General features: G+C 74.7%; 18 protein-coding genes and 7 tRNA genes. 5 read left to right on the plus strand and 20 right to left on the minus strand.

The window, feature by feature from the left end; all coding sequences use genetic code 11:
- Positions 1-971: HRDC domain-containing protein (locus GJV82_RS14435; RefSeq protein ID WP_155099721.1), on the minus strand; the 971-nt coding region annotated here is incomplete at its 3' end.
- The gene (locus GJV82_RS14440) at positions 968-1588 is read right to left on the minus strand and encodes a DUF3000 domain-containing protein (RefSeq protein ID WP_155099722.1); all 621 of its coding nucleotides are present in this window, start codon (positions 1586-1588) and stop codon (positions 968-970) included. The genes GJV82_RS14435 and GJV82_RS14440, both read right to left, overlap by 4 nt.
- A gap of 269 nt (positions 1589-1857) precedes the next feature.
- On the opposite strand from GJV82_RS14440, the gene gndA reads away from it, so the two are divergent.
- Together gndA and GJV82_RS14450 are read left to right on the plus strand one after the other, a co-directional pair.
- Positions 1858-3294 (plus strand): NADP-dependent phosphogluconate dehydrogenase, encoded by a 1437-nt coding sequence (gndA, locus tag GJV82_RS14445; protein ID WP_024839546.1) that lies wholly within the window; start codon positions 1858-1860, stop codon positions 3292-3294.
- A 207-nt stretch (positions 3295-3501) separates the two neighbouring features.
- Positions 3502-4671, plus strand: a complete 1170-nt coding sequence (locus GJV82_RS14450; protein WP_155099723.1) for a DegT/DnrJ/EryC1/StrS family aminotransferase — start codon at positions 3502-3504, stop codon at positions 4669-4671.
- 36 nt (positions 4672-4707) lie between these two features.
- Here the strand turns inward: GJV82_RS14450 and GJV82_RS14455 are convergent, their stop codons facing one another.
- Positions 4708-5940 (minus strand): carboxylate--amine ligase, encoded by a 1233-nt coding sequence (locus GJV82_RS14455; protein WP_024839548.1) that lies wholly within the window; start codon positions 5938-5940, stop codon positions 4708-4710.
- A gap of 119 nt (positions 5941-6059) precedes the next feature.
- Between GJV82_RS14455 and cuyB the strand changes: the two genes are divergently transcribed.
- Positions 6060-6800 carry a cysteate racemase gene (cuyB, locus tag GJV82_RS14460; RefSeq protein WP_024839549.1) on the plus strand — a complete coding sequence of 247 codons (741 nt, stop codon included), beginning with the start codon at positions 6060-6062 and terminating at the stop codon, positions 6798-6800.
- A 37-nt stretch (positions 6801-6837) separates the two neighbouring features.
- Here cuyB and GJV82_RS14465 read toward each other — a convergent pair whose 3' ends face one another.
- Together GJV82_RS14465 and GJV82_RS14470 are read right to left on the minus strand one after the other, a co-directional pair.
- Positions 6838-7323 carry a hypothetical protein gene (locus GJV82_RS14465; protein ID WP_115942472.1) on the minus strand — a complete coding sequence of 162 codons (486 nt, stop codon included), beginning with the start codon at positions 7321-7323 and terminating at the stop codon, positions 6838-6840.
- Positions 7324-7328: 5 nt separating this feature from the next.
- The gene (locus GJV82_RS14470; protein WP_318657677.1) at positions 7329-8201 is read right to left on the minus strand and encodes a dihydrofolate reductase family protein; all 873 of its coding nucleotides are present in this window, start codon (positions 8199-8201) and stop codon (positions 7329-7331) included.
- A 37-nt stretch (positions 8202-8238) separates the two neighbouring features.
- Here GJV82_RS14470 and zapE point away from each other — a divergent pair, with 37 nt between their 5' ends.
- On the plus strand, positions 8239-9354 hold the full coding sequence (zapE, locus tag GJV82_RS14475) for a cell division protein ZapE (RefSeq protein ID WP_404812989.1): 1116 nt from the start codon (positions 8239-8241) through the stop codon (positions 9352-9354).
- A gap of 11 nt (positions 9355-9365) precedes the next feature.
- Here the strand turns inward: zapE and GJV82_RS14480 are convergent, their stop codons facing one another.
- The 5 genes from GJV82_RS14480 to glgX are packed head-to-tail and all read right to left on the minus strand — an operon-like array spanning position 9366 to position 17587.
- Positions 9366-9929 carry a GNAT family N-acetyltransferase gene (locus tag GJV82_RS14480; RefSeq protein ID WP_115942473.1) on the minus strand — a complete coding sequence of 188 codons (564 nt, stop codon included), beginning with the start codon at positions 9927-9929 and terminating at the stop codon, positions 9366-9368.
- Positions 9926-10837: a polyphosphate kinase 2 family protein gene (locus tag GJV82_RS14485; RefSeq protein ID WP_155099725.1), complete on the minus strand. Its 912-nt coding sequence runs from the start codon at positions 10835-10837 to the stop codon at positions 9926-9928. Before GJV82_RS14485 ends, GJV82_RS14480 begins: the two co-directional genes overlap by 4 nt.
- Positions 10838-10851: 14 nt before the next feature.
- A complete protein-coding gene (gene treZ / locus GJV82_RS14490) occupies positions 10852-12690 on the minus strand; it encodes a malto-oligosyltrehalose trehalohydrolase (protein ID WP_155099735.1) in 1839 nt (612 codons plus the stop codon).
- Positions 12691-12743: 53 nt separating this feature from the next.
- Positions 12744-15389 carry a malto-oligosyltrehalose synthase gene (gene treY / locus GJV82_RS14495; RefSeq protein WP_155099726.1) on the minus strand — a complete coding sequence of 882 codons (2646 nt, stop codon included), beginning with the start codon at positions 15387-15389 and terminating at the stop codon, positions 12744-12746.
- Positions 15386-17587, minus strand: a complete 2202-nt coding sequence (glgX, locus tag GJV82_RS14500; protein WP_024839557.1) for a glycogen debranching protein GlgX — start codon at positions 17585-17587, stop codon at positions 15386-15388. Before glgX ends, treY begins: the two co-directional genes overlap by 4 nt.
- Before the next feature lie 202 nt (positions 17588-17789).
- On the opposite strand from glgX, the gene GJV82_RS14505 reads away from it, so the two are divergent.
- Complete coding sequence (locus tag GJV82_RS14505; RefSeq protein WP_024839558.1) at positions 17790-18005, plus strand: hypothetical protein; 216 nt, start codon at positions 17790-17792, stop codon at positions 18003-18005.
- Between the two features lie 4 nt (positions 18006-18009).
- Here the strand turns inward: GJV82_RS14505 and GJV82_RS14510 are convergent, their stop codons facing one another.
- From GJV82_RS14510 to GJV82_RS14555, 10 genes are all read right to left on the minus strand, one after another.
- Complete coding sequence (locus GJV82_RS14510; RefSeq protein ID WP_024839559.1) at positions 18010-18327, minus strand: hypothetical protein; 318 nt, start codon at positions 18325-18327, stop codon at positions 18010-18012.
- 105 nt (positions 18328-18432) lie between these two features.
- Positions 18433-18756, minus strand: a complete 324-nt coding sequence (locus GJV82_RS14515; protein ID WP_024839560.1) for a DUF2277 domain-containing protein — start codon at positions 18754-18756, stop codon at positions 18433-18435.
- Between the two features lie 44 nt (positions 18757-18800).
- Positions 18801-19667, minus strand: a complete 867-nt coding sequence (locus GJV82_RS14520; RefSeq protein ID WP_155099727.1) for a hypothetical protein — start codon at positions 19665-19667, stop codon at positions 18801-18803.
- Positions 19668-19724: 57 nt separating this feature from the next.
- Positions 19725-19799, minus strand: a tRNA-Val gene (locus tag GJV82_RS14525).
- A gap of 16 nt (positions 19800-19815) precedes the next feature.
- Positions 19816-19886: transfer RNA gene (locus GJV82_RS14530), tRNA-Cys, on the minus strand.
- Positions 19887-19941: 55 nt separating this feature from the next.
- Positions 19942-20014: transfer RNA gene (locus tag GJV82_RS14535), tRNA-Gly, on the minus strand.
- 158 nt (positions 20015-20172) lie between these two features.
- Positions 20173-20244: transfer RNA gene (locus GJV82_RS14540), tRNA-Val, on the minus strand.
- 20 nt (positions 20245-20264) lie between these two features.
- Positions 20265-20335: transfer RNA gene (locus GJV82_RS14545), tRNA-Cys, on the minus strand.
- 49 nt (positions 20336-20384) lie between these two features.
- Positions 20385-20457 (minus strand) — tRNA-Gly (locus GJV82_RS14550).
- Positions 20458-20614: 157 nt separating this feature from the next.
- A tRNA-Gly gene (locus GJV82_RS14555) sits at positions 20615-20687 on the minus strand.
- Between the last annotated feature and the right edge of the window lie 90 nt (positions 20688-20777).

The following is a 20777-nucleotide window of genomic DNA, read 5'->3' on the forward strand; positions in this document are numbered from 1 at the left end:
GACGGCAGCGCGCTCGACGGCAGGGCGAGCGCGGCGTCGATCGCGCGCTGCCAGTACGCCGCGCGCCGCCGCGTGCCCTTGCCCGCGAACGCGGGGAGCTCGACGAGCTGACCCGCCGTGCGGGGCAGCGCCTCCGCCGCGGCGACGATCGCGCGGTCGGGCAGCACGCGGCCCGGCGCGATGTCGCGCGCCCGGGCGGTCGCGTCGCGCGCCTCCCAGAGGCTGCGCACGACCGCGAGCCGGCGCGGGTCGCGCAGGGTGTGCGTCCCCGACGTGCGACGCCACGGCTCGGGCCGGGGCGCGGGTGGGGCCGCGGTCCGCACGGCCTCGAACTCCTGCGCGGCCCACTCCGCCTTGCCGGCCGCGTCGAGCCGCTCCCCGAGGACCTGGCGCAGCGGGACGAGCACCTCGACGTCGAGCGCCGCGTAGCGCAGCCAGTCCTCGGGCAGCGGGCGCGTCGACCAGTCGACGGCGGAGTGCTCCTTGGCGAGGCCGAGACCGAGGACCTCGGCGACCACGGCCGCGAGGCCGACGCGCTCCATCCCGAGCAGGCGCGCGGCGAGCTCGGTGTCGAACACGCTCGCCGGCAGCACGCCGTGCTCGGCGAGGCCCGGGAGGTCCTGGGACGCGGCGTGCAGCACCCACTCCGCGTCGCCGACGGCCTCGCGCAGCGGCGAGAGGTCCGGCAGGGCGACGGGGTCGATCAGCGCCGTGCCGGCGCCCTCGCGGCGCACCTGCACGAGGTACGTGCGCTGGCCGTAGCGGTAGCCCGACGCGCGCTCGGCGTCGGCGGCGACGGGTCCGCTCGCCGCGGCGAACGCCGCGACGACGCGCGCGAGCGCGGCGGGGGTGTCGACGACGGGGCCGACCCCGTCGGACGGCTCCGTCAGAGGGGTGACGACGGTCGGCGCGGGACCCGCCCCGGGTTCCGGGTCGAGCGGGGGAGGTGCGGGTGCTGCGGTCGAGCTCATGGACCCACGGTATTGCGTCGCGACGGGGGCCGGGCACCGAGGGGCGTCACGCCGTCGGGCAGGGGCGGCAGACCGGCGGCCGTGCAGAGCAGGTGCGCCCACGCCGCGAGGTGGTCCCCGAGGTCCGCCGGACCGGTGCCGCTCGCGGGCACCGGCGTCCACGACGCGCGCATCTCCAGCTCGACGTCGTTGTGCTTGCCGGCGAGGGCCCCGAAGCTCTGCGACAGCACGCGCGTCACCGTGCCGCCCTCGGCGCGCACGTGCGCGCCCGTCGCGTGCAGCGCGTCCTGGAGCCACGTCCACGCGACCTCGGCGAGCATCTCGTCCGACGCCATCTCGGGCTCGAGCGTCGCGCGCACGAGCGTCACGACGCGGAACGTGCCCTCCCACGCCTCCTGGCCCTCGGGGGCGTGCAGCACGATGAAGCGGCCCGACGCGAGCTCGGGGTCGTCCGAGCGCGCGGCCTCCACCTCGCCCGTGAGCGCGACCGACCACGGCGCGACACGGCGCGGCGCCGGGACCTCGCGCAGCGTGACCTCGGGGCGCAGCCGCCGCGCGCCCAGCGCGTCGAGGACGGCACGGAACTCCGGGGGAGCGTCGGTCCCGTGAGCGGTCATCACACCAGGCACAGTACGAGCGAGGAGGGACGAACCGGACGTCCGGCGCGCGGGCGTCACCGAATCGTGACCGGCGATTCGTGACGATCCCTGCGGGTGACCGGATCGTGGCACCCCGGGAGCGGCCCGGCGCACGAGGACTACGCTGGTCGCGTACCCATCCACCGGTGTGCGACCCGGCCGTGCCCCGCGCCCGGCCCGGACCGGCTCCGCGCCCTCCCGCGCGCGCCGCGCGCACCGGGACCGACCCTCGAGGAGCAGGGAAGCAGATGTCAGCACGCGCACAGATCGGTGTGACCGGACTCGCCGTCATGGGTCGCAACCTGGCCCGCAACTTCGCCCGGCACGGCTACACGGTCGCGGTGCACAACCGCTCGTACGCCAAGACCGAGTCCCTGATCGCCGAGGCGGGCAGCGAGGGCGACTTCGTCCCGTCCGAGTCGATGGCGGACTTCGTCGCCTCGCTCGAGCGCCCGCGCAAGGTCGTCGTCATGGTCAAGGCCGGCGCGGCGACCGACGCCGTCATCGACGAGCTCGTGCCGCTGCTGGAGGAGGGCGACATCGTCGTCGACGCCGGCAACGCGCACTTCCCCGACACGATCCGCCGCGAGAAGGCGCTCGCGGCCAAGGGCCTGCACTTCGTCGGCACCGGCGTCTCGGGCGGCGAGGAGGGCGCGCTCAACGGCCCGTCGATCATGCCCGGCGGCACGCGCGAGTCCTACCAGAGTCTCGGCCCGATCCTCGAGGACATCTCCGCCAAGGTCGACGGCGTGCCGTGCTGCACGTACGTGGGTCCGGACGGCGCGGGCCACTTCGTCAAGATGGTGCACAACGGCATCGAGTACGCCGACATGCAGCTCATCGCCGAGGCGTACGACCTGCTCAAGCAGGGGCTCGGGGCGTCCGCGCAGGAGATCGGCGAGATCTTCGCGCAGTGGAACACGGGCGACCTCGAGTCGTTCCTCATCGAGATCACCGCGGACGTGCTCCAGCACGTGGACGCGGAGACCGGCAAGGCGTTCGTCGACGTCGTGCTCGACCAGGCGGAGCAGAAGGGCACCGGCCGCTGGACGGTGCAGAACGGCCTCGACCTGGGCGTGCCGATCACCGGGATCGCCGAGGCGACGTTCGCCCGCGCGCTGTCCGGCTCCGTCCCGCAGCGCGAGGCGGGCCGCGCGGCGCTGCCCGCCGACGCCGCGGCGTGGGACGTGCAGGACCGCGACGCGTTCGTCGAGGACGTGCGCCTCGCCCTCTACGCGTCCAAGGTCGTCGCGTACTCGCAGGGCTTCGACCAGATCGCGGCGGCGTCCGCGGAGTACGGCTGGGACATCGACCGCGGCGCCATGGCCCGCATCTGGCGCGGCGGCTGCATCATCCGCGCGCGCTTCCTCAACCGCATCACCGAGGCGTACGAGCGCGACGCGCACCTCCCGCTGCTCCTCGCGGACGAGTACTTCACCGGCGCGGTGAGCAACGGCCTCGCCGCGTGGCGCCGCGTCGTGTCGCAGGCGGCCCTCAACGGCGTGCCGACGCCCGCGTTCTCGTCCTCGCTCGCCTACTACGACGGCGTGCGGGCCGAGCGCCTGCCCGCCGCGCTCATCCAGGCGCAGCGCGACTTCTTCGGCGCGCACACCTACCGCCGCGTCGACAAGCCGGGCGTGTTCCACACCGAGTGGTCGGGCGACCGGACCGAGTCCGACGCCTGAGACCTCCCGACGGCGGTCGTCGCGCTCCGGCGCGGCGACCGCCGTCGGCGCGTCCGGGGGAAGGTCCGTGCCGGACGCGGGAGGAGGGGCCGCGTGCGGGCACCCGCGCTGACGCCCCGCGGACGGCCCGCGCGGACGGCCCGCGCGGACGTGGCAGGCTGGTCCGGCACCGGCAGCCCGGAGCAGCCGCGAGACGACAGGAGAACGATGAGCCGCCACCCGCAGGACGCGACCGCGACGAGGATGCTCGCCGACCGGACGGGCACCGACCCGGCCGACTGGTTCCTCGTGTTCAAGGCCCGCTACGGGATGGAGGTCGTCTTCCGCGCGCTCGCCGGGACGCGCGGGCCGGGTGACGTCGTCACGCAGGTGTTCACGTGCTCGACGGCGGTCGACCCGATCCTCGTCGCGGGGCTGCGGCCGGTCTACGCCGAGGTGTCCCCGGCGACCGTCGCGATCGACCCGGACCGCCTCGCGGTGGGCCCGGACACGCGCGCCGTCGTGCTGCAGAACACGTTCGGGATCGTCGACTCCGCGGGCGCGCGGCGGCTGCGCGACGCGGCACGCTCCGTCGGCGCGCTGCTCGTCGAGGACAGCGCGCACTGCGTGACGCGCCTCGCGCGCGACGCCGACGGCTCGCCCGTCGCGGACGTGTCGTTCCACTCGTTCGGCGTGGAGAAGATGCTCCCCACGAGGTTCGGGGGCGCGGTGTGGGTCAGCCCCGCGCTCGACCCCGCGCTGCGGTCGGCGGTCGTCACGGCGCTCGACGCGCTCCCCGTCGTGGGCGCGCGCCTCGACCTCGCGGCGCGCAGCTTCCGCACCCAGGTGCGCGTGCTCAACCGGCTCCCCGGAGCGGCGGCCGGGACGGTGCGCGACGCGCTGACCGCCGTCGGCGCGTACGAGCCCGCGATCGCGCCCGTGGAGAACCGGGGCGGGCTCGCCCACCCGCCGCAGCGTCCGTCGCCGTGGATCACGGACCGCATGGTCGACGCGCTGCGGTCGAGCGGCGACGTCGAGGCGCGTCGTGCGGACACGGTCGCGGAGTACGTGCGCGGGCTGTCCGGCGTCGTCGAGGTCCCGGCCGGGATCGGCGAGCGCGCGCCGCTCGTCCGGTTCCCGTTCTTCGCCCCCGACGCGGCGACCGCCGACCGTCTCGTGCGGGAGCTCACGGCCGCCGGGTTCTACGTCGGCAAGTGGTACCGGCCCGCGCTGTTCCCGGGCCCGGACGACCCGGCCGTGTACGGCTACACGCCGGGCGACCCCGCGCTCGCGACGACGGAGGACCTCGTCGCGCGCGTCGTGAACCTGCCGACGACGGTCGGGGTCGCGACCGCGCGCCGGGTCGTCGAGGCGGTGCGGTCCGCGCTCGGAGCCTGAGGTCGTCGACCCGGCGACCCCGACGTCCGTCCGCAGTCAGGCCGACGGGCGCGAGCGCGCGTACTTCACGTAGTCGAGCGTGTGGCGCAGGTCGACGCGCCACACGCTGAGGCGACGTCGCAGGCTCATGTCCGGGCGGTAGCGCAGCGTGTGCCACACGCCGTGCCTGCGCGCCTTCTTCACGCGGTGGCGCAGCGAGACCGGGACGAGCGCGCGCACGACGGGGTACGGCACGTTGACCCACAGCCGGCCCTCGGGCGTGATCTGCTCGGGAATCTCGCGCCCGTGCACGAGGTCCTCGACGTAGCAGCGCGCGAGGTTTCCCCCGGCGGCCATCGTGTAGAAGCTCGCGGCGCCCTGGCGCAGGTTGACCTCGAGGATCTTGCTCGTGCCGGTGCGGCGGTCGTACATGACGTCGAGGTTCGCCGCGCCCACGTAGCCGAGGCTGTCGAGCAGGTGCCGGATCGACTCGGTGAGCTTGTCGTCCTTCATCGTCACGACGGCGTTGTAGTTGCCCACGAGCTTCGGGTCGTACTCGCCGAGCACGATCTGGGCGGCCGACAGGAACCGCAGGCGGCCGTGCCGGTCGGAGTACGTGTTGACCACGCGCATGACCGACTCGTCCCCCGCGAGGTACTCCTGCACGACGAGGTCGTCGGTGTACCCGGCGGCGTAGATGCGGCGCGCGACGTCGCGCAGCTCGGCCGCGTCCTGGACGAGGTACACCTTCTTCTTGCCCTCGAACTGCAGGCGGGGGTAGGTGTCCGTGTCCGACGGCTTGAGGATGAGCGGGTAGGGGAACGGCAGGCCCTCGCCGAAGCCCGGGGCGTCGACGTCGGCGGCGGTGGCGATCACCGTCTCCGGGTGCGGCACGCCGAGCTCGGCGCACGTGCGGTAGAAGTCGGTCTTGTTCATGAGCCGCGCGGCGAGGTCCTGGCCCACGAGCGGGATGACGTAGAGGTCCTCGAGCTCGGCGCGGTGCGCGATGACGACGTTCGTGTAGAACTCGATGTTCGCGATGAGCAGCCGCTTGCGGCCCGGGAACTCCTCGGCGAGCTCGCGCAGGACGGCGACGATGCGCTCCGGGTCGTCGAAGTCGCGGTACGTGCGCACGTCGACGATGCGTGAGTCGGCGGTCTCGCGCAGCGGGAACCGGCCCAGGGCCAGCGTGCGGACGCCGTACGCCTCGTGCAACGACCTCGCGATGTTGTACGTGTTGAGGTTGGTCCCGAGGACGACGGGGAGGAAGTCGGCGTTGCCGTAGGTCATCGCGGCGGGTGGTCCGTTCGGTGGTGCGGGCGGCGGGCGTCGCCATCCTACGGGCCGGTCGGGCCGCCGGGACCTGTGGCCGTGGCGGCGCCCCGCCCGGGCCGCCGTAGGATCCACGGGTGACGTCGCGACCGGACCAGGACAGCGCCCAGCCCCTCGTCGGAGTGCTCGGGGGTGTCGGGCCGCTCGCCACGGCCTACTTCCTCCAGCTCCTCGTCGAGCTCACCGAGGCGGAGCGCGACCAGGACCACGTCGACGCCGTCGTGCTCAACCACGCGACGATCCCCGACCGCACGGACTTCATCCTCGGGCGCTCCGACGCGGACCCGGGGCCCGTGCTCGCCCGGGACGCGCAGCGGCTCGAGCGCTTCGGCGCGGACTTCCTCGTCATGCCGTGCAACACCGCGCACTACTTCACGCAGCAGGTGCTCGACGCGATCCGCGTCCCGTTCGTCTCCATCATCGACACGACGGTCGACGCCGCCCGGGAGCGCGTGCCGGGCCTGCGTGCCGTCGGGCTCCTCGCCACGGCGGGGACGGCCGCGTCCGGCGTCTACCAGGACGCGTTCGCGCGCCACGACGTCGACGCGCTCGTGCCGGACGAGGCGGACCAGGCGCTCGTGTCGCAGATCATCTACGAGCAGGTGAAGGCCGGCCGGCCGGTGGACATCGAGACGTTCCGCGCCGTCGCGGGCCGGCTCGTCGAGCGCGGTGCCCAGGTGATCGTGCTGGGTTGCACCGAGCTGTCGGTCGTCGCCGTCGACCACGACCTGCTCGCCGACCCGCTCTACCTCGACTCGACCGACCAGCTCGCGCGCGCGACGATCCGCCGCGCGGGGCACCGCGTGCGCGAGCGCTGACCGTCCTCGCGGGCGCGCCCGACACCGCCCGAACGTGTCAGCCGAGCTCGCTCGTGCCCGAGTACAGGTGCAGCACGGGGACGTGGAGCTCGTCGCGCGCGCGGGACGCCCAGTCGGTGTGGAACGTGTCCTCGACGGCGTGCGGGTACGTGACGACGACGACCTCGCGCACCCCGCCCGCAGCGACGGCGGTGCGCAGCGCGGGCAGCGGGTCGTCGTCGACGACGGCGCCGTCGGCCTCGCGGCCCGCGGCGCGGAGCTCGGCCACGCTGCGCTCGAGCTGCTCGCTCGCCTCCGCCTTGGCCGCCGTCGGGGAGGGCTCGCGGCCCAGGACCTCGTCCCACGCCTGCTTGAGCTCGCCCACGCTGAGGTGGTCGATGATCCCCGAGATGACGTTGCGCTCCGTGTCCGCCGGGACCAGCACCCGGTAGGCGAGCCGCTCGTCCTCGTGCAGGGACAGGATGTGCTGCACGTCGGCCGGGTTCAGCGTGTCTTCGGTCAGGACGAGGATCGTGTCGGTCACGCGGGTCAGCCTATCGGCACGAGCCATCGCGCGACGGTCGTACCGGCGGGCGATCCCGGCCGCGACGTGGGGCTGTGCAGCAGGTGCGCGAGGCGCACGGCGCGGGGCGTCGTGGCAGGGCCCGCGCCGGCGACGATCCGGCCGGGACCGGGCCCGACGAGGCTCGGCGCGGTGGTCACGCACAGCTCGTCGACGAGGTCCGCGGCGAGCAGGTCGCCCAGGAGCGTCGGGCCGCCCTCGGCGAGCACGCGCCCCAGGCCGCGGCGCGCGAGCTCGGCGAGGCCGGCGGCCAGGTCGACGGCGTCGTCCGGCGCTCCCTCCTCCCCGTCCGCGGGGTCGTGCCCGACGACGACCACGCGGTCCGCGGGGACGTCGCCCCGCGCCGTGTCCGCCCCGGCGGGGCCCGTGAGCACGAGCGGGGGACGGTCGCCGCGCGCGAGCACCGGGGGCACGCGCCCGGAGCGCGTCACGACGGCGAGCTCGAGCGGGCGCGGGTGCAGGTGCTCCAGGCCGCGGGGCCGGTCGAGCGCCGTGTACCCCTCGGCGCGGGCCGTCCCCGCGCCGACGAGCACGACGTCGGCGAGCGCGCGCAGGACGCGGAAGACCCGCCAGTCGGCGGCGTCGTTGATCGACCCCGAGCGGTGGTCCGGACCCCAGGCCCCGCCGTCGACGCTCGCGACCATGTTCGCGCGCACGACGCTCGGGCCGCGCTCGGGCGGGCCGTACGCGTAGAGCGCCGCGAGCCGCTCCTCGCGCGCGTCCGGGGGGAGGTGCTCGGGAGCGGGCACGAGCACGTCGAGCGGCGGGAGGTCCGTGCGCCCGGCCGGCTCGCGCGGCGGCTCGGCCGCTCCGCCCGCGGGCGTCGTGGTGGAGGTCACAGCGGCCAGGCTAGCCGCAGGCGTAGGCTGGATCCTCGTGACTTCGCCCGCCACCGGCGGCTCCCCGGCCCCCGCAGCACTTCCCGGCACCGCCCGCGCGTCCGCTCTCCCGGACGCGGCGCGCGTGCGCGCCCTCACGGACGTCCGGCCCGCAGTGCCGCCCGCACGGCTCCTCGCCGACCTCGTGCCGCCGCGTCACTTCGCGGACGCCCGCTTCTCGACCTACCGCGCGAACGACGCGTACCCGAGCCAGGCCCGCACCGTCGCCCGGCTCGAGGAGGTCGCGGCCGCCGTCGTGAGGCCCGCGCGCAAGGGGCTGTTCGGCTCGCGGAAGCAGACGCCCCCCGCGGTCTACATGGACGGCGGGTTCGGCGTCGGCAAGACGCACCTGCTCACGTCGCTCGCGCACGCCGTCGGGCTCGACGTCAGCGCGTACGGCACGTTCGTCGAGTACACCAACCTCGTCGGGGCGCTCGGGTTCCGCGCGACGGTCGACGCCCTGGCGACGAAGAAGCTCGTGTGCATCGACGAGTTCGAGCTCGACGACCCGGGCGACACCGTGCTCATGTCCCGCCTCCTGCGCGAGCTCGCGGACCGCGGCGTCGCGCTCGCCGCGACGTCGAACACGCTGCCCGAGGCGCTCGGCGAGGGCCGGTTCGCCGCCGAGGACTTCCTGCGCGAGATCCAGGCGCTCGCGGCGCGCTTCGAGGTGCTGCGCGTCGACGGCGAGGACTACCGCCACCGCGCGGTCGTCACGGACTCCGCGCCGGTCCCCGAGGCGGACGTGCGCGCCGCCGTGGCGGGGCTGCCCGGCGCGACGCTCGACGCGTTCGACGACCTGCTCGCCCACCTGTCGCAGGTCCACCCGAGCCGCTACCGCGCGCTGCTCGACGGCGTCGAGGCCGTCGCCCTCACGGGCGTGCACACCGTGACCGAGCAGTCGGCGGCGCTGCGCCTCGTCGTGCTCGTCGACCGGCTCTACGACCGCGACGTGCCGGTGCTGCTCGCCGGGTCGGCCACGTACACGGGGGAGCGGAGCCTGTTCACCGAGGAGATGCTCCGCGGCGGGTACCGCAAGAAGTACTTCCGTGCGCTCTCGCGGCTCGGCGCGCTCGCCGAGGACGGTCGCGCACTGGCCCGCGCGGCCGGCTGACCCTCCCGGGGTCACTCACGGGGGCGGTCCGCCCGGTAGACGGCGTGCTGCGGCGGGTCGGCGGGGTTGTCCGGCTCGAGGTCGGCGTCCGCGACGCGCCGCAGACCCGCCTTCTCCAGCACGCGCCGCGACGCCGTGTTGCCGACGGGGACCGGCACGACGACGGCGCTCGCGCCCGGGAGCTCGGCCCACGTGCGGCGCACGGCCTCGGCGACGACGCGCGTGCCCAGCCCGTGCCCCGTGCGCGCGGGGTCGCCGAGGAGGTAGTCGAGCGTGACCGCGCCGTCGGGCACGTCGACCCCGGCCGCGACGAGCTCGTCGCGGTACGGCGGGTAGTCCCGCAGGAAGGAGCGCTGCACGAGCCCGACGGCCACGCCGTCGACGAGGACCACGAGGTCCTCTCCCGGCTCCTCGCCCCGCACGGACGCCCCGAAGTCGCGCTCGAGCGCGTCCGGCGTCGTCTCGTGGTGCCACCAGCGCGCGACGTGCGGCTGGGCGAGCCACGCGCCGAGCGTCGGCAGGTCCTCGCGCGCGAGGCGCCGGAACGCGATCTCGGGGTCGCCTGGCGGGCTCACGTCGCCGCGAGGCGCTTCTTCTCGGCCTCGACGTCGAAGTCCGCCGGGGGCCAGCCGAGGTCGAGCCCGCGCAGCGCGTCGAGCAGGAGCTCGCTCACGGCGAGGCGCGCGAACCACTTGCGGTCCGCGGGGATCGCGTACCACGGCGCCGTCTCGGTGCTCGTCCGGTCGAGGACGGCCTGGTACGCCTCCTGGTACGCGGGCCACTTGCGGCGCGAGTCCACGTCGTTCGGGTTGTACTTCCAGAACTTGTCCGGGCGCTCGAGCCGCTCCATGAGCCGTGCGCGCTGCTCCTCGTAGGACACGAGGAGCGCGACCTTGACGATCGTCGTACCGGCCGCCACGACCTCCTCCTCGAAGCGGTTGATCTCGTCGTAGCGCGCCTCCCACACCGCCGGCGGCACGAGCTCGTCCACGCGCGCGACGAGCACGTCCTCGTAGTGCGAGCGGTCGAACACGCCGATGTACCCGGGCCGCGGGAGCGCGTTGCGGATGCGCCACAGGAAGTCGTGCTCGCGCTCCTCGGGCGTCGGGACGCCGAACGAGCGGTGGGCCACGCCCTGCGGGTCCACGAGGCCGACGACGTGCCGGACGATCCCGCCCTTGCCCGCGGTGTCCATGCCCTGCAGGACGAGGAGCACCGAGCGCGAGCCGCCCGCGCGGCCCTCGGCGAAGAGCCTCTCCTGGAGCTCGGACAGCTCGTCCGCGTGCCGCGCGACGAGCGCCTGCCCGGACGCCTTGTCGCCCGCGAACCCCGGGGTCGAGCGCCGGTCGAACGCCGCGAGGTCGAAGCCCGGTCCGACGCGCAGCGCCTGCGTCGGCGCGACCTCCCAGTCCGCGTCGAGCGCGGGGTCCGCGGCGCCCTTCGACGCCTTCCTCGGCTTCGTGGACTTCTTCGTCGTCGACATGGGCGTGAGCGTAGTCACACCCACGACAGGACGGCGACCGAACGCGCGGGCAGCTCGACCGAGCGCCGCTGGACGCGGGTCGCCGGGTCCCACGCCGCCAGGACGCGCGGCGTGCCGCCCAGGGCGAGCCGCAGCCGGCGCGCCTCGGCGCCGAGGTTCACCGCGACCGCGACCGTGCGCCGGTCGACGACGAACGCCGGGCCGTCGAGCGGGGCCGCGGCGGTGCGCGCCTCCTCCCCGGCGGCGTCGTCGTCGGCGCCGCCCGGGCCGTGCACGCGCACGACCGACAGGTCGCCCGAGCGCACGTCCGGCCGCGACCGCAGGCCGACGAGCGTGCGGTACCACGCGAGAAGCCGCGCGTGCTCGCCCCGCTCGCGCTCGGACCAGTCGAGCACGCTCGCGTCGCGCGTCGCCGGGTCCTGCGGGTCGGGCACGGGCGAGCCGTCGCCCCACCCGTGGTCGGAGAACTCCGCGGCGCGCCCGCGCCGGACCGCCTCGGCGAGCTCCGGCTCGGCGTGGTCGGTGAAGAACTGCCACGGCGTGGACGCACCCCACTCCTCGCCCATGAAGAGCATCGGCGTGAACGGCGAGGCCAGGACGAGCGCCGCGGCCGCGGCCAGGCCGCCGCCGTCGAGCGTGGCCGACGGCCGGTCCCCGTGCGCGCGGTTGCCCACCTGGTCGTGGTTCTGGGAGCTCACGACGAACGCGTGCCCGTCCGTCCCCGCCGGGACGCGGTGCCCCCACGTGCGGCCGCGGAACGTCGAGTACGTGCCGTCGTGCACGAACACGCCCGTGAGGGCCTTGCGCAGCACCGCGACCGACCCGAAGTCGAAGTAGTACCCCTGGCGCTCGCCCGTGAGGAGCGCGTGCACGGCGTGGTGGACGTCGTCCGCCCACTGCGCGTGCATCCCGCGCCCGCCCTGCTCGACGCCGGTCACCGTCGCCGGGTCGTTCTCGTCCGACTCGGCGACGAGCGTCAGCGGGCGTCCGAGCGCCTCCTCGACGCGCTCGACACGGCGCGCGAGCTCGGCCAGCAGGTGCGTGGGCGACTCGTCGACGAGCGCGTGGACCGCGTCGAGGCGCAGCGCGTCCACGTGGAACTCGACGAACCACCGCTCGGCGTTGTCGATCACCCACTCGCGCACCTCGCGGCTGCCCGGGCGGTCGAGGTTCACCGCAGCGCCCCACGGGGTCGTGTGCGCGTCCGTGAAGTACGGGCCGAACTCCGGGAGGTAGTTGCCCGACGGCCCGAGGTGGTTGTAGACGACGTCGAGCACGACGGCGAGCCCGCGCGCGTGCGCCGCGTCGACGAACCGCTGCAGCGCGCGCGGCCCGCCGTACGGGTCGTGCACCGCGTACAGGTGCACGCCGTCGTAGCCCCAGCCCCGCTCGCCGCCGAACGCCGCGACGGGCAGGAGCTCGACCGCGCCGACGCCCAGGTCCACGAGGTGGTCGAGCCGGTCGATCGCGGCGTCGAGCGTGCCCTGCGGCGTGAACGTCCCGACGTGGAGCTCGTAGACCACCTCGCCGCGCACGTCGCGGCCCGGCCACGCGTCGTCGGTCCACGCGAACGCGGGGTCGAACGTGCGGCTCGGCCCGTGCACGCCGTACGGCTGCCACGGGCTGCGCGGGTCCGGCCGACCCGGCCCGCCGTCGACCGCGAACCCGTAGTCCGTGCCCCACGGCAGCTCGTGGTCGTAGCCCCACCAGCCCGGGACGTGCGCGCCCACGAGGCGCAGCGGCAGGCGTCGCGCGCCCTCGAACGTGCCGGTGCCCGGCTCGGGCAGGAGCAGGTCGACGCTGCGCGCGGTCGGTGCCCACACCACGGGCCGCGGGCCGGGCACCGCGAGCATCGGCGTCGCGCGCGGCGCGGGCACGGAGGACGGCGGGACGGGCGGGTCGGCGGTCACGACGCGCCCCCGGCGTCCTCGTGCCCGGCCGGCGCACCCGCGGTCGCGGCGCTCGCGGCGGACGGCTCGACGAGCAGCGCGACCGGCAGGTCGGCGAGCAGGTCGGCGACGCGCACCGTGCCCGGTGCGTGCTCGCGGCCGGTGAGCACGTCGACCCACGCGCCCGCGCCCTCGGGCAGCGTCACCACGTGGTCGCGCCAGCCGCCGAGGCGGTCGACCGTCCCGGCGAGGCGCGTCGCGACCGTCACGACGCGCGCGACGCCCGTCCCGTCGCCGCCCGCGCCGTCGTCACCCGCGTCGTCGCCCGGGGTCGTGCGCGCGAACGCGAGGGCGCACGGCGTCGAGGTCGCGACCGGCGCGTAGCCCGCGCCCTCGCCGACGAACGCGGCCGCGAGGGCGCGGCGCACGCGCAGGGCGCGCGCCGTGACGAGCAGCTTCTCGTCGGCGAGCGTGCGCGCGGGGGAGCCGGCGTCGAGCCGCGCGAGCCGTGCCCCGAGGGCGACCGTGTCCACGGGCCGCCGGTTGTCGGGGTCCACGAGCGTCGGCGCGTACGACTCGGCGCCCTGGTAGACGTCGGCCACGCCCGGCGCGGTGAGCCTCGCCAGGGTGAGGCCGAGGCTCGCCGCGCGCAGGTGCTCGCGGTGCTCGTGCGCCCAGCGGGCGAACGCCCCCGTCACCGCCGGGTCGGCGAGCGCGCGGCGCGCGAGGTCGGCCACGGCCTCCTCGTACGCCTCGTCCGGGCTCGTCCACGACGTGGCGACCTTCGCCTCGCGCAGCGCCTTGCGCAGGTAGTCGACGAGGCGGTCGGGCGCGATCGCGGTGTCGGTCGCCCCCGCGGCGCCCTCCGCCGCGGCGCCCGCGTCCGGGAGCCACGTCCCGGCGACGGTCTGCCACAGCAGGTTCTCCGCGAGGCCGCCGACGAGCACCCCGCGGTAGGGCGCGGTCGCCGCGCGGACCTCGTCGACGAGCCGCGACCACCCGGCGGCGTCCTCGGACAGCACGCCGAGGGCCGCGCGCGTGTCCTCGCCGCGCTTGGTGTCGTGCGTCGAGCCCGCCGTGAGCGCGTGCGGCGTGAGCGCCGCGAACCGCTGCGCGAACGCGTGCCAGTCGTGCACGCCGAGGCTGAACCGGTCCGGCTCGCCCCCGACCTCGCACAGGCTGACGAGCTCGGTCCACCGGTAGAACGCGGTGTCCTCGACGCCCTTCGCCGTCACCGCGCCGCACACCTGCTGGAACCGCACGACGAGCTCGTCGCGGCGTGCCTCGCGCCGCCGTCCCGCGCTGCCGGCCTCCCGGCCCAGCACGAGGTCCACGACGACGTCCAGCGTCTCCGCGCGCTGCGGGTCGAGCCGGGCGCGCGCCCGGTCGGCCGCCTCCTCGACCGCCCGGACCGCCTCGTGCCGCGGCGGCGCGCCCGGCACCACGTACGCGCGGTACCGGTCGAACGCGACGAGCAGCTCGCGCAGGCACTGGTGCAGGCCGCGCCACGTGTGGTCGCGCAGGCGGGGGTCGTCGTGGCAGACGGCGGCCGCGAGGTCCGTGAGGCGGTGCACCTCCGCGTAGAGCGGCCCGGTGACGACCTCGCGCTTCGCCTGCTCGACGACCGCGCCGAGCCCCCCGGGCGCGGCGCCCGTGAGACGCGTCATCACCGCGTCGAGACCGGCCCGGCCGCCCGGGTCGACGAAGAGCTGCTGCAGGCGCCACGCGACGTCGTAGCCCGTCGTCCCGACGGTCGCCCAGTCCGGCGGCACCTGCTCCTCGCCCGCGAGGATCTTCTCGACGACGACCCACGCCCCGTCGGTGCGGTCCGCGAGCCGCTGCAGGTACTGCCCCGGGTCCGCGAGCCCGTCCGGGTGGTCGATGCGCAGCCCGTCGACCGTCCCGTCGGCGACGAGGTCGAGCACGAGCGCGTGCGTCGCGTCGAACACCTCCTCGTCCTCGACCCGGACCGCGACGAGCGACCCGACGTCGAAGAAGCGGCGGTAGTTGAGCTCCTCGTCGCCCACGCGCCAGTACGCGAGCCGGTAGTGCTGGCGCTCGACGAGCTCCGCGAGCGGCAGGTCCTCCGTCCCGGCGCGCACGGGGAAGACGTGGTCGTAGTAGCGCAGCACGCGCCGGAGCCCGGGCGTGCCCGGGACCTCGACCTCGTCGAGCGCGATCTCGCCCGCGGCGAGGACGTCGCCCAGGCGCGCGCCGAGCACCGGCATGAGGACGGCGCCCTCGCCCGCCGACCAGTCGACGTCGAACCACCGGGCGTACGGCGAGTCCGGTCCCTCCTCGAGCACGGACCACAGCGCGCGGTTGTGCCACGCGGGCGTCGGGACGGCCATGTGGTTCGGCACGACGTCGAGCACCATGCCGAGGCCGGCGCCGCGCGCCGCGGCCGACAGGCGCTCCAGGCCCTCGCGCCCGCCGAGCTCGGCGCTCACGCGCGCGTGGTCGACGACGTCGTACCCGTGCGTCGACCCGGGCGCCGCCTGGAGCACGGGGGACAGGTAGAGGTGCGTGACGCCGAGCGACGCGAGGTAGGGCACCTGGCGCGCGGCGTCGTCGAACGTGAGGTCGGGGCCGAGCTGGAGCCGGTACGTGGACACGGGGACGCGGGGCGGCGCGCCGTGCGCGCCGGGGGTGGCGGCCGTCATCGCAGCGGCGGCCGGGTCAGGACGATGACGCTGCGGCCCGTCACGGTCACCGTGTCCCCGGGGTGCAGCGAGTCGCCCGCGTCGACCGTGCCGTCCGTGTCGAGCACGACGTCCCAGCTCTCGCCGTACGCCGCCGGCGGAACGGTGAACTCGAGCTCGTCGGAGTGCGCGTTGAGCAGGAGCAGGAACGAGTCGTCGACCACGGGCTCGCCGCGCCGGTCGTGCTCGGGGATCGCGTCGCCGTTGAGGAAGACCATGACGCTGCGCGCGTAGGACTGGTCCCAGTCCTCCTGGTTCATGCGCGACCCCGTGATGTCGAGCCACTCGATGTCCGGCAGGTCGTCGGGCGACGCGGGCGCCTCGACGCTCGCTCCCTCGCCGCGCCCGACGAAGAACCGGCGGCGGTGCAGCACGGGGTGGTCGCGCCGCAGCCACACGACGTGGCGCGCGAAGTCGAGGAGCGCGGCCCGCTCGTCGTCGAGGCCGTCCTCGCCGCCCCAGTCCATCCACGTGATCGGGTTGTCCTGGCAGTACCCGTTGTTGTTGCCGCCCTGCGTGCGCGCGATCTCGTCGCCGTGCGCGAGCATCGGCACGCCCTGGGAGAGCAGCAGCGTCGCGAGGATGTTGCGCCGTTGGCGGGCGCGCAGCGCCCGCACCTCCGGGTCGTCGGTGGGGCCCTCGACGCCGCAGTTCCACGACCGGTTGTGGCTCTCGCCGTCGTTGTTGTCCTCGCCGTTGGCCTCGTTGTGCTTCTCGTCGTAGGACACGAGGTCGTTGAGCGTGAAGCCGTCGTGCGCCGTGACGAAGTTGATCGACGCGATGGGCTTGCGGCCGCTGTGCTCGTAGAGGTCGGACGACCCGGTGAGCCGGCTCGCGAGCTCGGGCAGCGTCGACGGCTCGCCGCGCCAGAAGTCGCGCACCGTGTCGCGGTAGCGCCCGTTCCACTCGGTCCACAGCGGCGGGAAGCCGCCCACCTGGTAGCCGCCGTCGCCGAGGTCCCACGGCTCCGCGATGAGCTTGACCTGGGAGATCACCGGGTCCTGCTGCACGATGTCGAAGAACGCCGACAGGCGGTCCACCTCGTGGAACTGGCGGGCCAGCGTCGCCGCGAGGTCGAAGCGGAACCCGTCCACGTGCATCTCGGTCACCCAGTACCGCAGCGAGTCCATGATGAGCTGGAGCACGTGCGGCGAGCGCATGAGCAGCGAGTTGCCCGTGCCTGTCGTGTCGAAGTAGTGCGCCTCGTCGCCGTCCACGAGCCGGTAGTACGCCTTGTTGTCGATCCCGCGGAAGCTCAGCGTCGGCCCGAGGTGGTTGCCCTCCGCCGTGTGGTTGTAGACGACGTCGAGGATGACCTCGATGCCGGCCTCGTGCAGGGCCTTGACCATGGTCTTGAACTCCATGACCTGCTGGCCGCGCGTCCCGTACGCCGCGTACCCGTTGTGCGGCGCGAAGAAGCCGATCGTGTTGTAGCCCCAGTAGTTCGACAGCCCGCGCTCCACGAGCGTCGGGTCGTTGACGAACTGGTGCACCGGCATGAGCTCGACCGCCGTGACGCCGAGCGTCACGAGGTGCTCGATCACGGCCGGGTGCGCCATCCCCGCGTAGGTGCCGCGCAGCTCCTCGGGCACGTCCGGGTGGAGCATCGTCATGCCCTTGACGTGCGCCTCGTAGATGACGCTGTCGTGGTAGTCCCGGTTCGGCGGGCGGTCGTGACCCCAGTCGAAGTAGGGGTTGATGACGACCGACATCATCGTGTGGCCCGCGGAGTCGTCGTCGTTGCGCGGGGGAGCGGGGGAGTCGCCGTCGTCGCCCTCGCCCGCGTCGTCGTCCGCGGTGACCTCGCCGCCGTCGCCGAAGCGGTAGGAGAACAGCGACTCGTCGCCGTCGATCTGTCCCTCGATCGCCTTCGCGTACGGGTCCAGGAGCAGCTTCGCCGGGTTGCAGCGGTGGCCGTTCGCGGGGTCGTACGGCCCGTGCACGCGGTAGCCGTAGCGCGTGCCGGGGCCTTTGCCGGGCAGGTAGACGTGCCAGACGTGCGCGTCGACCTCCTCGACGTCGACGCGGGTCTCGGTGCCGTCGTCGTCGAAGAGGCAGAGCTCGACGCGCTCGGCGACCTCGGAGAAGAGGGCGAAGTTGGTCCCCGAGCCGTCGTACGTGGCGCCGAGCGGGTAGGGGTGGCCTGGCCAGGTCTGCATGTCCCCGAGGATTTCACGGGGCCCCGGTCCGTGTCGTCGCAGGACGCCTTCCGTGGCGAAACTCCGTTTCCGGATGACGTCGCAGAAAAAGTGTGCCAAGCACTCATGATGGCGCGGCCCGCGCCCGGCTCGTCGTCTCACCCCCGGAGCCCAGAGGTGGACGGCCGTGCAGGTGGTCGTGGGACCTGGTAGACCTCGTCCCATGAGCACCCATGCACACCACCGTGACGACCTCAACGAGTCCGACGTCGCCTCCGCGCGCCTGTCCCCGCGTCGCGAGGACGAGGCCGAGGGGACCGGGGACGTGCTCACCGGGGGCGACGCGACGAAGGCGCCGCAGTCCCTCTCGGAGAACGAGCGCCGGCCGATCGACGGCGCGTCGTCGGGCACGTCCTGGGACGACCCGGACGAGCTCTAGAAGGTCAGTCGACCCGCGGCAGCCGGTCGGCGTCGACCGGGATGAGACGCGGCATCCCGGCCGGCGCGACCGCGCTGAGCGCGAGGTAGCGCGCCTCGGCGCGGTGCAGGCGGATGTGCTCGTCGACCGTCCAGTCCGGCCCGTTCGTGAGCGCCATGCCGCACGAGCAGTCGATGGTCACGTGCCCGGCCGCGTCCTCGCGTACCTGACCGATCGTCACGTGCGCGGACCGCGCGTCGGCCTTCGCCCGGCGCATGCTCGCGCTGACCGGCTCGGGGCGCGGGGCCTCGGGGGCGGGGGACGGTGCGGGTGCGGCGTTCACGGGTCCCGAGCCTAGACGCCGTCGCCGGGCCGGGGCACACCCGGCGGTGCCACGGCCCGCACCCCGCCCCGCGCTCGGCGCACAGCGTGGGCTCGGTGGCCCGCCTCAGTGGGAGTGGGCGATCCCCAGCGCGTGGGCGCGCTCGTGCTCGCGCTCGGCCGCCTCGCGCGCCGCGATGCGCGCCCGGACCTCCTCGCGACGCAGCGGGGGCACGGTGGACGGCGGGTTGCGGCGCTCGGGCAGCTCGCCGAGGAGGCGTGCGACGATCGCCGTCACCTCGTCGACCGCTCGCTCGAACGGCTCCTCGGTCGCGGCGCTCGTGCGCTGGATCCCCGTCACCTTGCGGACGAACTGGCGGGCGGCCGCCTCGATCTCCTCGTCCGTCGCGGGGGGCTCGAGGCCGCGCAGGGTCGTGATGTTCCGGCACATGCTCTCGACGCTACGGGGACGCCGGTGGCACCACAAGGGCGCCGTCACGCGAGGCGCGCCGCGACGGCGAGCGTCTCGCCGACCTCCACGCGCACGTCCGCGACCCGGATGCCGGGCGGCAGGTCGGCCGCGAGGTCCACGCGATGGCCCTCGATCTTGGCGAGCTCGCCGCGCGCCACGACGAGCAGCGCCGCGACGACGGGGTTGCGGCTCGACAGCTCGACGTCCCGCACCGTGAGGACCATCCGCTCGTCGACGACCGCGGTGGCCGTCGCGCGCACGCTCGCGGACAGGATGCCCTTGCGGACGCGCGCGTCGGCGCGCAGGGACACGCTGCGGGGCCCGCGCGCGACGACCTCGACGTCGAGCGCCGTGAGGGCCAGGCCGATGCCGTGGAGCTCCGTCGCGACGATCCGCCGGACGGTGTCGACGACCTCGTCGCGCGGCGCGGCGACGCGCACGTGCCCGCTCAGGGGTGCGTCGTCGTCGGGCTCGACGGCCTCGACCGCGAGCGTGCCGTCGGTGCCCTCGACCCACCGGAAGCGCACGCCCTCGACCTCCGCCGTCACGTCGACGGGGACGCCCTCGACGACGAGCGGGTGCGCGTCGACGCGCAGGCGGCGCAGCGTCGCGTCCTCGCGCGAGCGGACGTCCTCGACGTGAACGGTTGGCGCCGGCGGGCCCGACGTGCCGCTCGCGCGCACGCGCACCCCGGTGACGTCGACCGTGAGGTGCGTGACGTCCGGACCGTCGAGGCCGGCGTCCAGGCGCACGGCGTCGGTGCCCTCGACGGCGGGCCCGAGGGCGTCGAGCACGGCGGGGCGCAACCGCGCGAGGAGCTCGACGGCGGTCGTGGGGCGCGGCGCGGTGCCGAGGGGCAGCACGTCGTGGGCGGGGGGCTGGTCCGGCATGGGCCGAGGCTAGCGGACGACGAAGGCCGCCCCGGGGATGCCGGGACGGCCTTGTGGTGGTGGGCGATACTGGGATCGAACCAGTGACCTCTTCCGTGTCAGGGAAGCGCGCTACCGCTGCGCCAATCGCCCGGGGTGCTGCACTGCGAGGTGGAGATGGGATTCGAACCCACGTATACGGCTTTGCAGGCCGCTGCCTCGCCTCTCGGCCACTCCACCTTGAGACGCGTCCTCTCTCGCTCCCGAGAGAGCAGGCCAGAGAGTGGGGCCTCCGAGCGGATGACGGGACTCGAACCCGCGACCCTCACCTTGGCAAGGTGATGCTCTACCAACTGAGCCACATCCGCGCGGCCGGCTCGTGAGAAGCCCGGTAGGGCTCCCGGTGATCCGGCGCGAAGCACATACTAGCCGACTTCCGGCCCGGACCGTGCATCGGTCCGGGTGACGGTCGGCACGCGAGAGGCCGCTCCGGACGGTGCCGGGGCGGCCTCTCGCGTCGTGCTCGTGGGCGATACTGGGATCGAACCAGTGACCTCTTCCGTGTCAGGGAAGCGCGCTACCGCTGCGCCAATCGCCCGAGGGGTGGTGCTGTCTGCGAGGTGGAGATGGGATTCGAACCCACGTATACGGCTTTGCAGGCCGCTGCCTCGCCTCTCGGCCACTCCACCGTGACCTGCCCTCCGCGACCGCGAGGGCGGACGAGAGAGTGGGCCTCCGAGCGGATGACGGGACTCGAACCCGCGACCCTCACCTTGGCAAGGTGATGCTCTACCAACTGAGCCACATCCGCGCGGCCGGAGCTTCGAGGCCCTCGAGAATCGCTTCCCGTGTGCCCCCGGCGTTCCGGCGCGTCCCAGACATTAGTCCACGTTCGCGTCCTACGTCCAACCGGCCCCGNGTGACCTGCCCTCCGCGACCGCGAGGGCGGACGAGAGAGTGGGCCTCCGAGCGGATGACGGGACTCGAACCCGCGACCCTCACCTTGGCAAGGTGATGCTCTACCAACTGAGCCACATCCGCGCGGCCGGAGCTTCGAGGCCCTCGAGAATCGCTTCCCGTGTGCCCCCGGCGTTCCGGCGCGTCCCAGACATTAGTCCACGTTCGCGTCCT

Origin of the sequence: Cellulosimicrobium composti (assembly GCF_009711085.1) — a bacterium.
Taxonomy (GTDB): Bacteria; Actinomycetota; Actinomycetes; order Actinomycetales; family Cellulomonadaceae; genus Cellulosimicrobium; species Cellulosimicrobium composti.

Excerpts from the sequence above, each read along its gene's own strand:
- GJV82_RS14440 (WP_155099722.1), bottom strand. The coding sequence starts at position 1,588 with ATGACCGCTCACGGGACCGACGCTCCCCCGGAGTTCCGTGCCGTCCTC.
- gndA (WP_024839546.1), top strand. The coding sequence starts at position 1,858 with ATGTCAGCACGCGCACAGATCGGTGTGACCGGACTCGCCGTCATGGGT.
- GJV82_RS14450 (WP_155099723.1), top strand. The coding sequence starts at position 3,502 with ATGAGCCGCCACCCGCAGGACGCGACCGCGACGAGGATGCTCGCCGAC.
- GJV82_RS14455 (WP_024839548.1), bottom strand. The coding sequence starts at position 5,940 with ATGACCTACGGCAACGCCGACTTCCTCCCCGTCGTCCTCGGGACCAAC.
- GJV82_RS14485 (WP_155099725.1), bottom strand. The coding sequence starts at position 10,837 with ATGTCGACGACGAAGAAGTCCACGAAGCCGAGGAAGGCGTCGAAGGGC.
- treZ (WP_155099735.1), bottom strand. The coding sequence starts at position 12,690 with ATGCTCGCGGTGCCCGGCCCGCGGCCCGTGGTGTGGGCACCGACCGCG.
- treY (WP_155099726.1), bottom strand. The coding sequence starts at position 15,389 with ATGACGGCCGCCACCCCCGGCGCGCACGGCGCGCCGCCCCGCGTCCCC.
- glgX (WP_024839557.1), bottom strand. The coding sequence starts at position 17,587 with ATGCAGACCTGGCCAGGCCACCCCTACCCGCTCGGCGCCACGTACGAC.
- GJV82_RS14505 (WP_024839558.1), top strand. The coding sequence starts at position 17,790 with ATGAGCACCCATGCACACCACCGTGACGACCTCAACGAGTCCGACGTC.
- GJV82_RS14515 (WP_024839560.1), bottom strand. The coding sequence starts at position 18,756 with ATGTGCCGGAACATCACGACCCTGCGCGGCCTCGAGCCCCCCGCGACG.
- GJV82_RS14520 (WP_155099727.1), bottom strand. The coding sequence starts at position 19,667 with ATGCCGGACCAGCCCCCCGCCCACGACGTGCTGCCCCTCGGCACCGCG.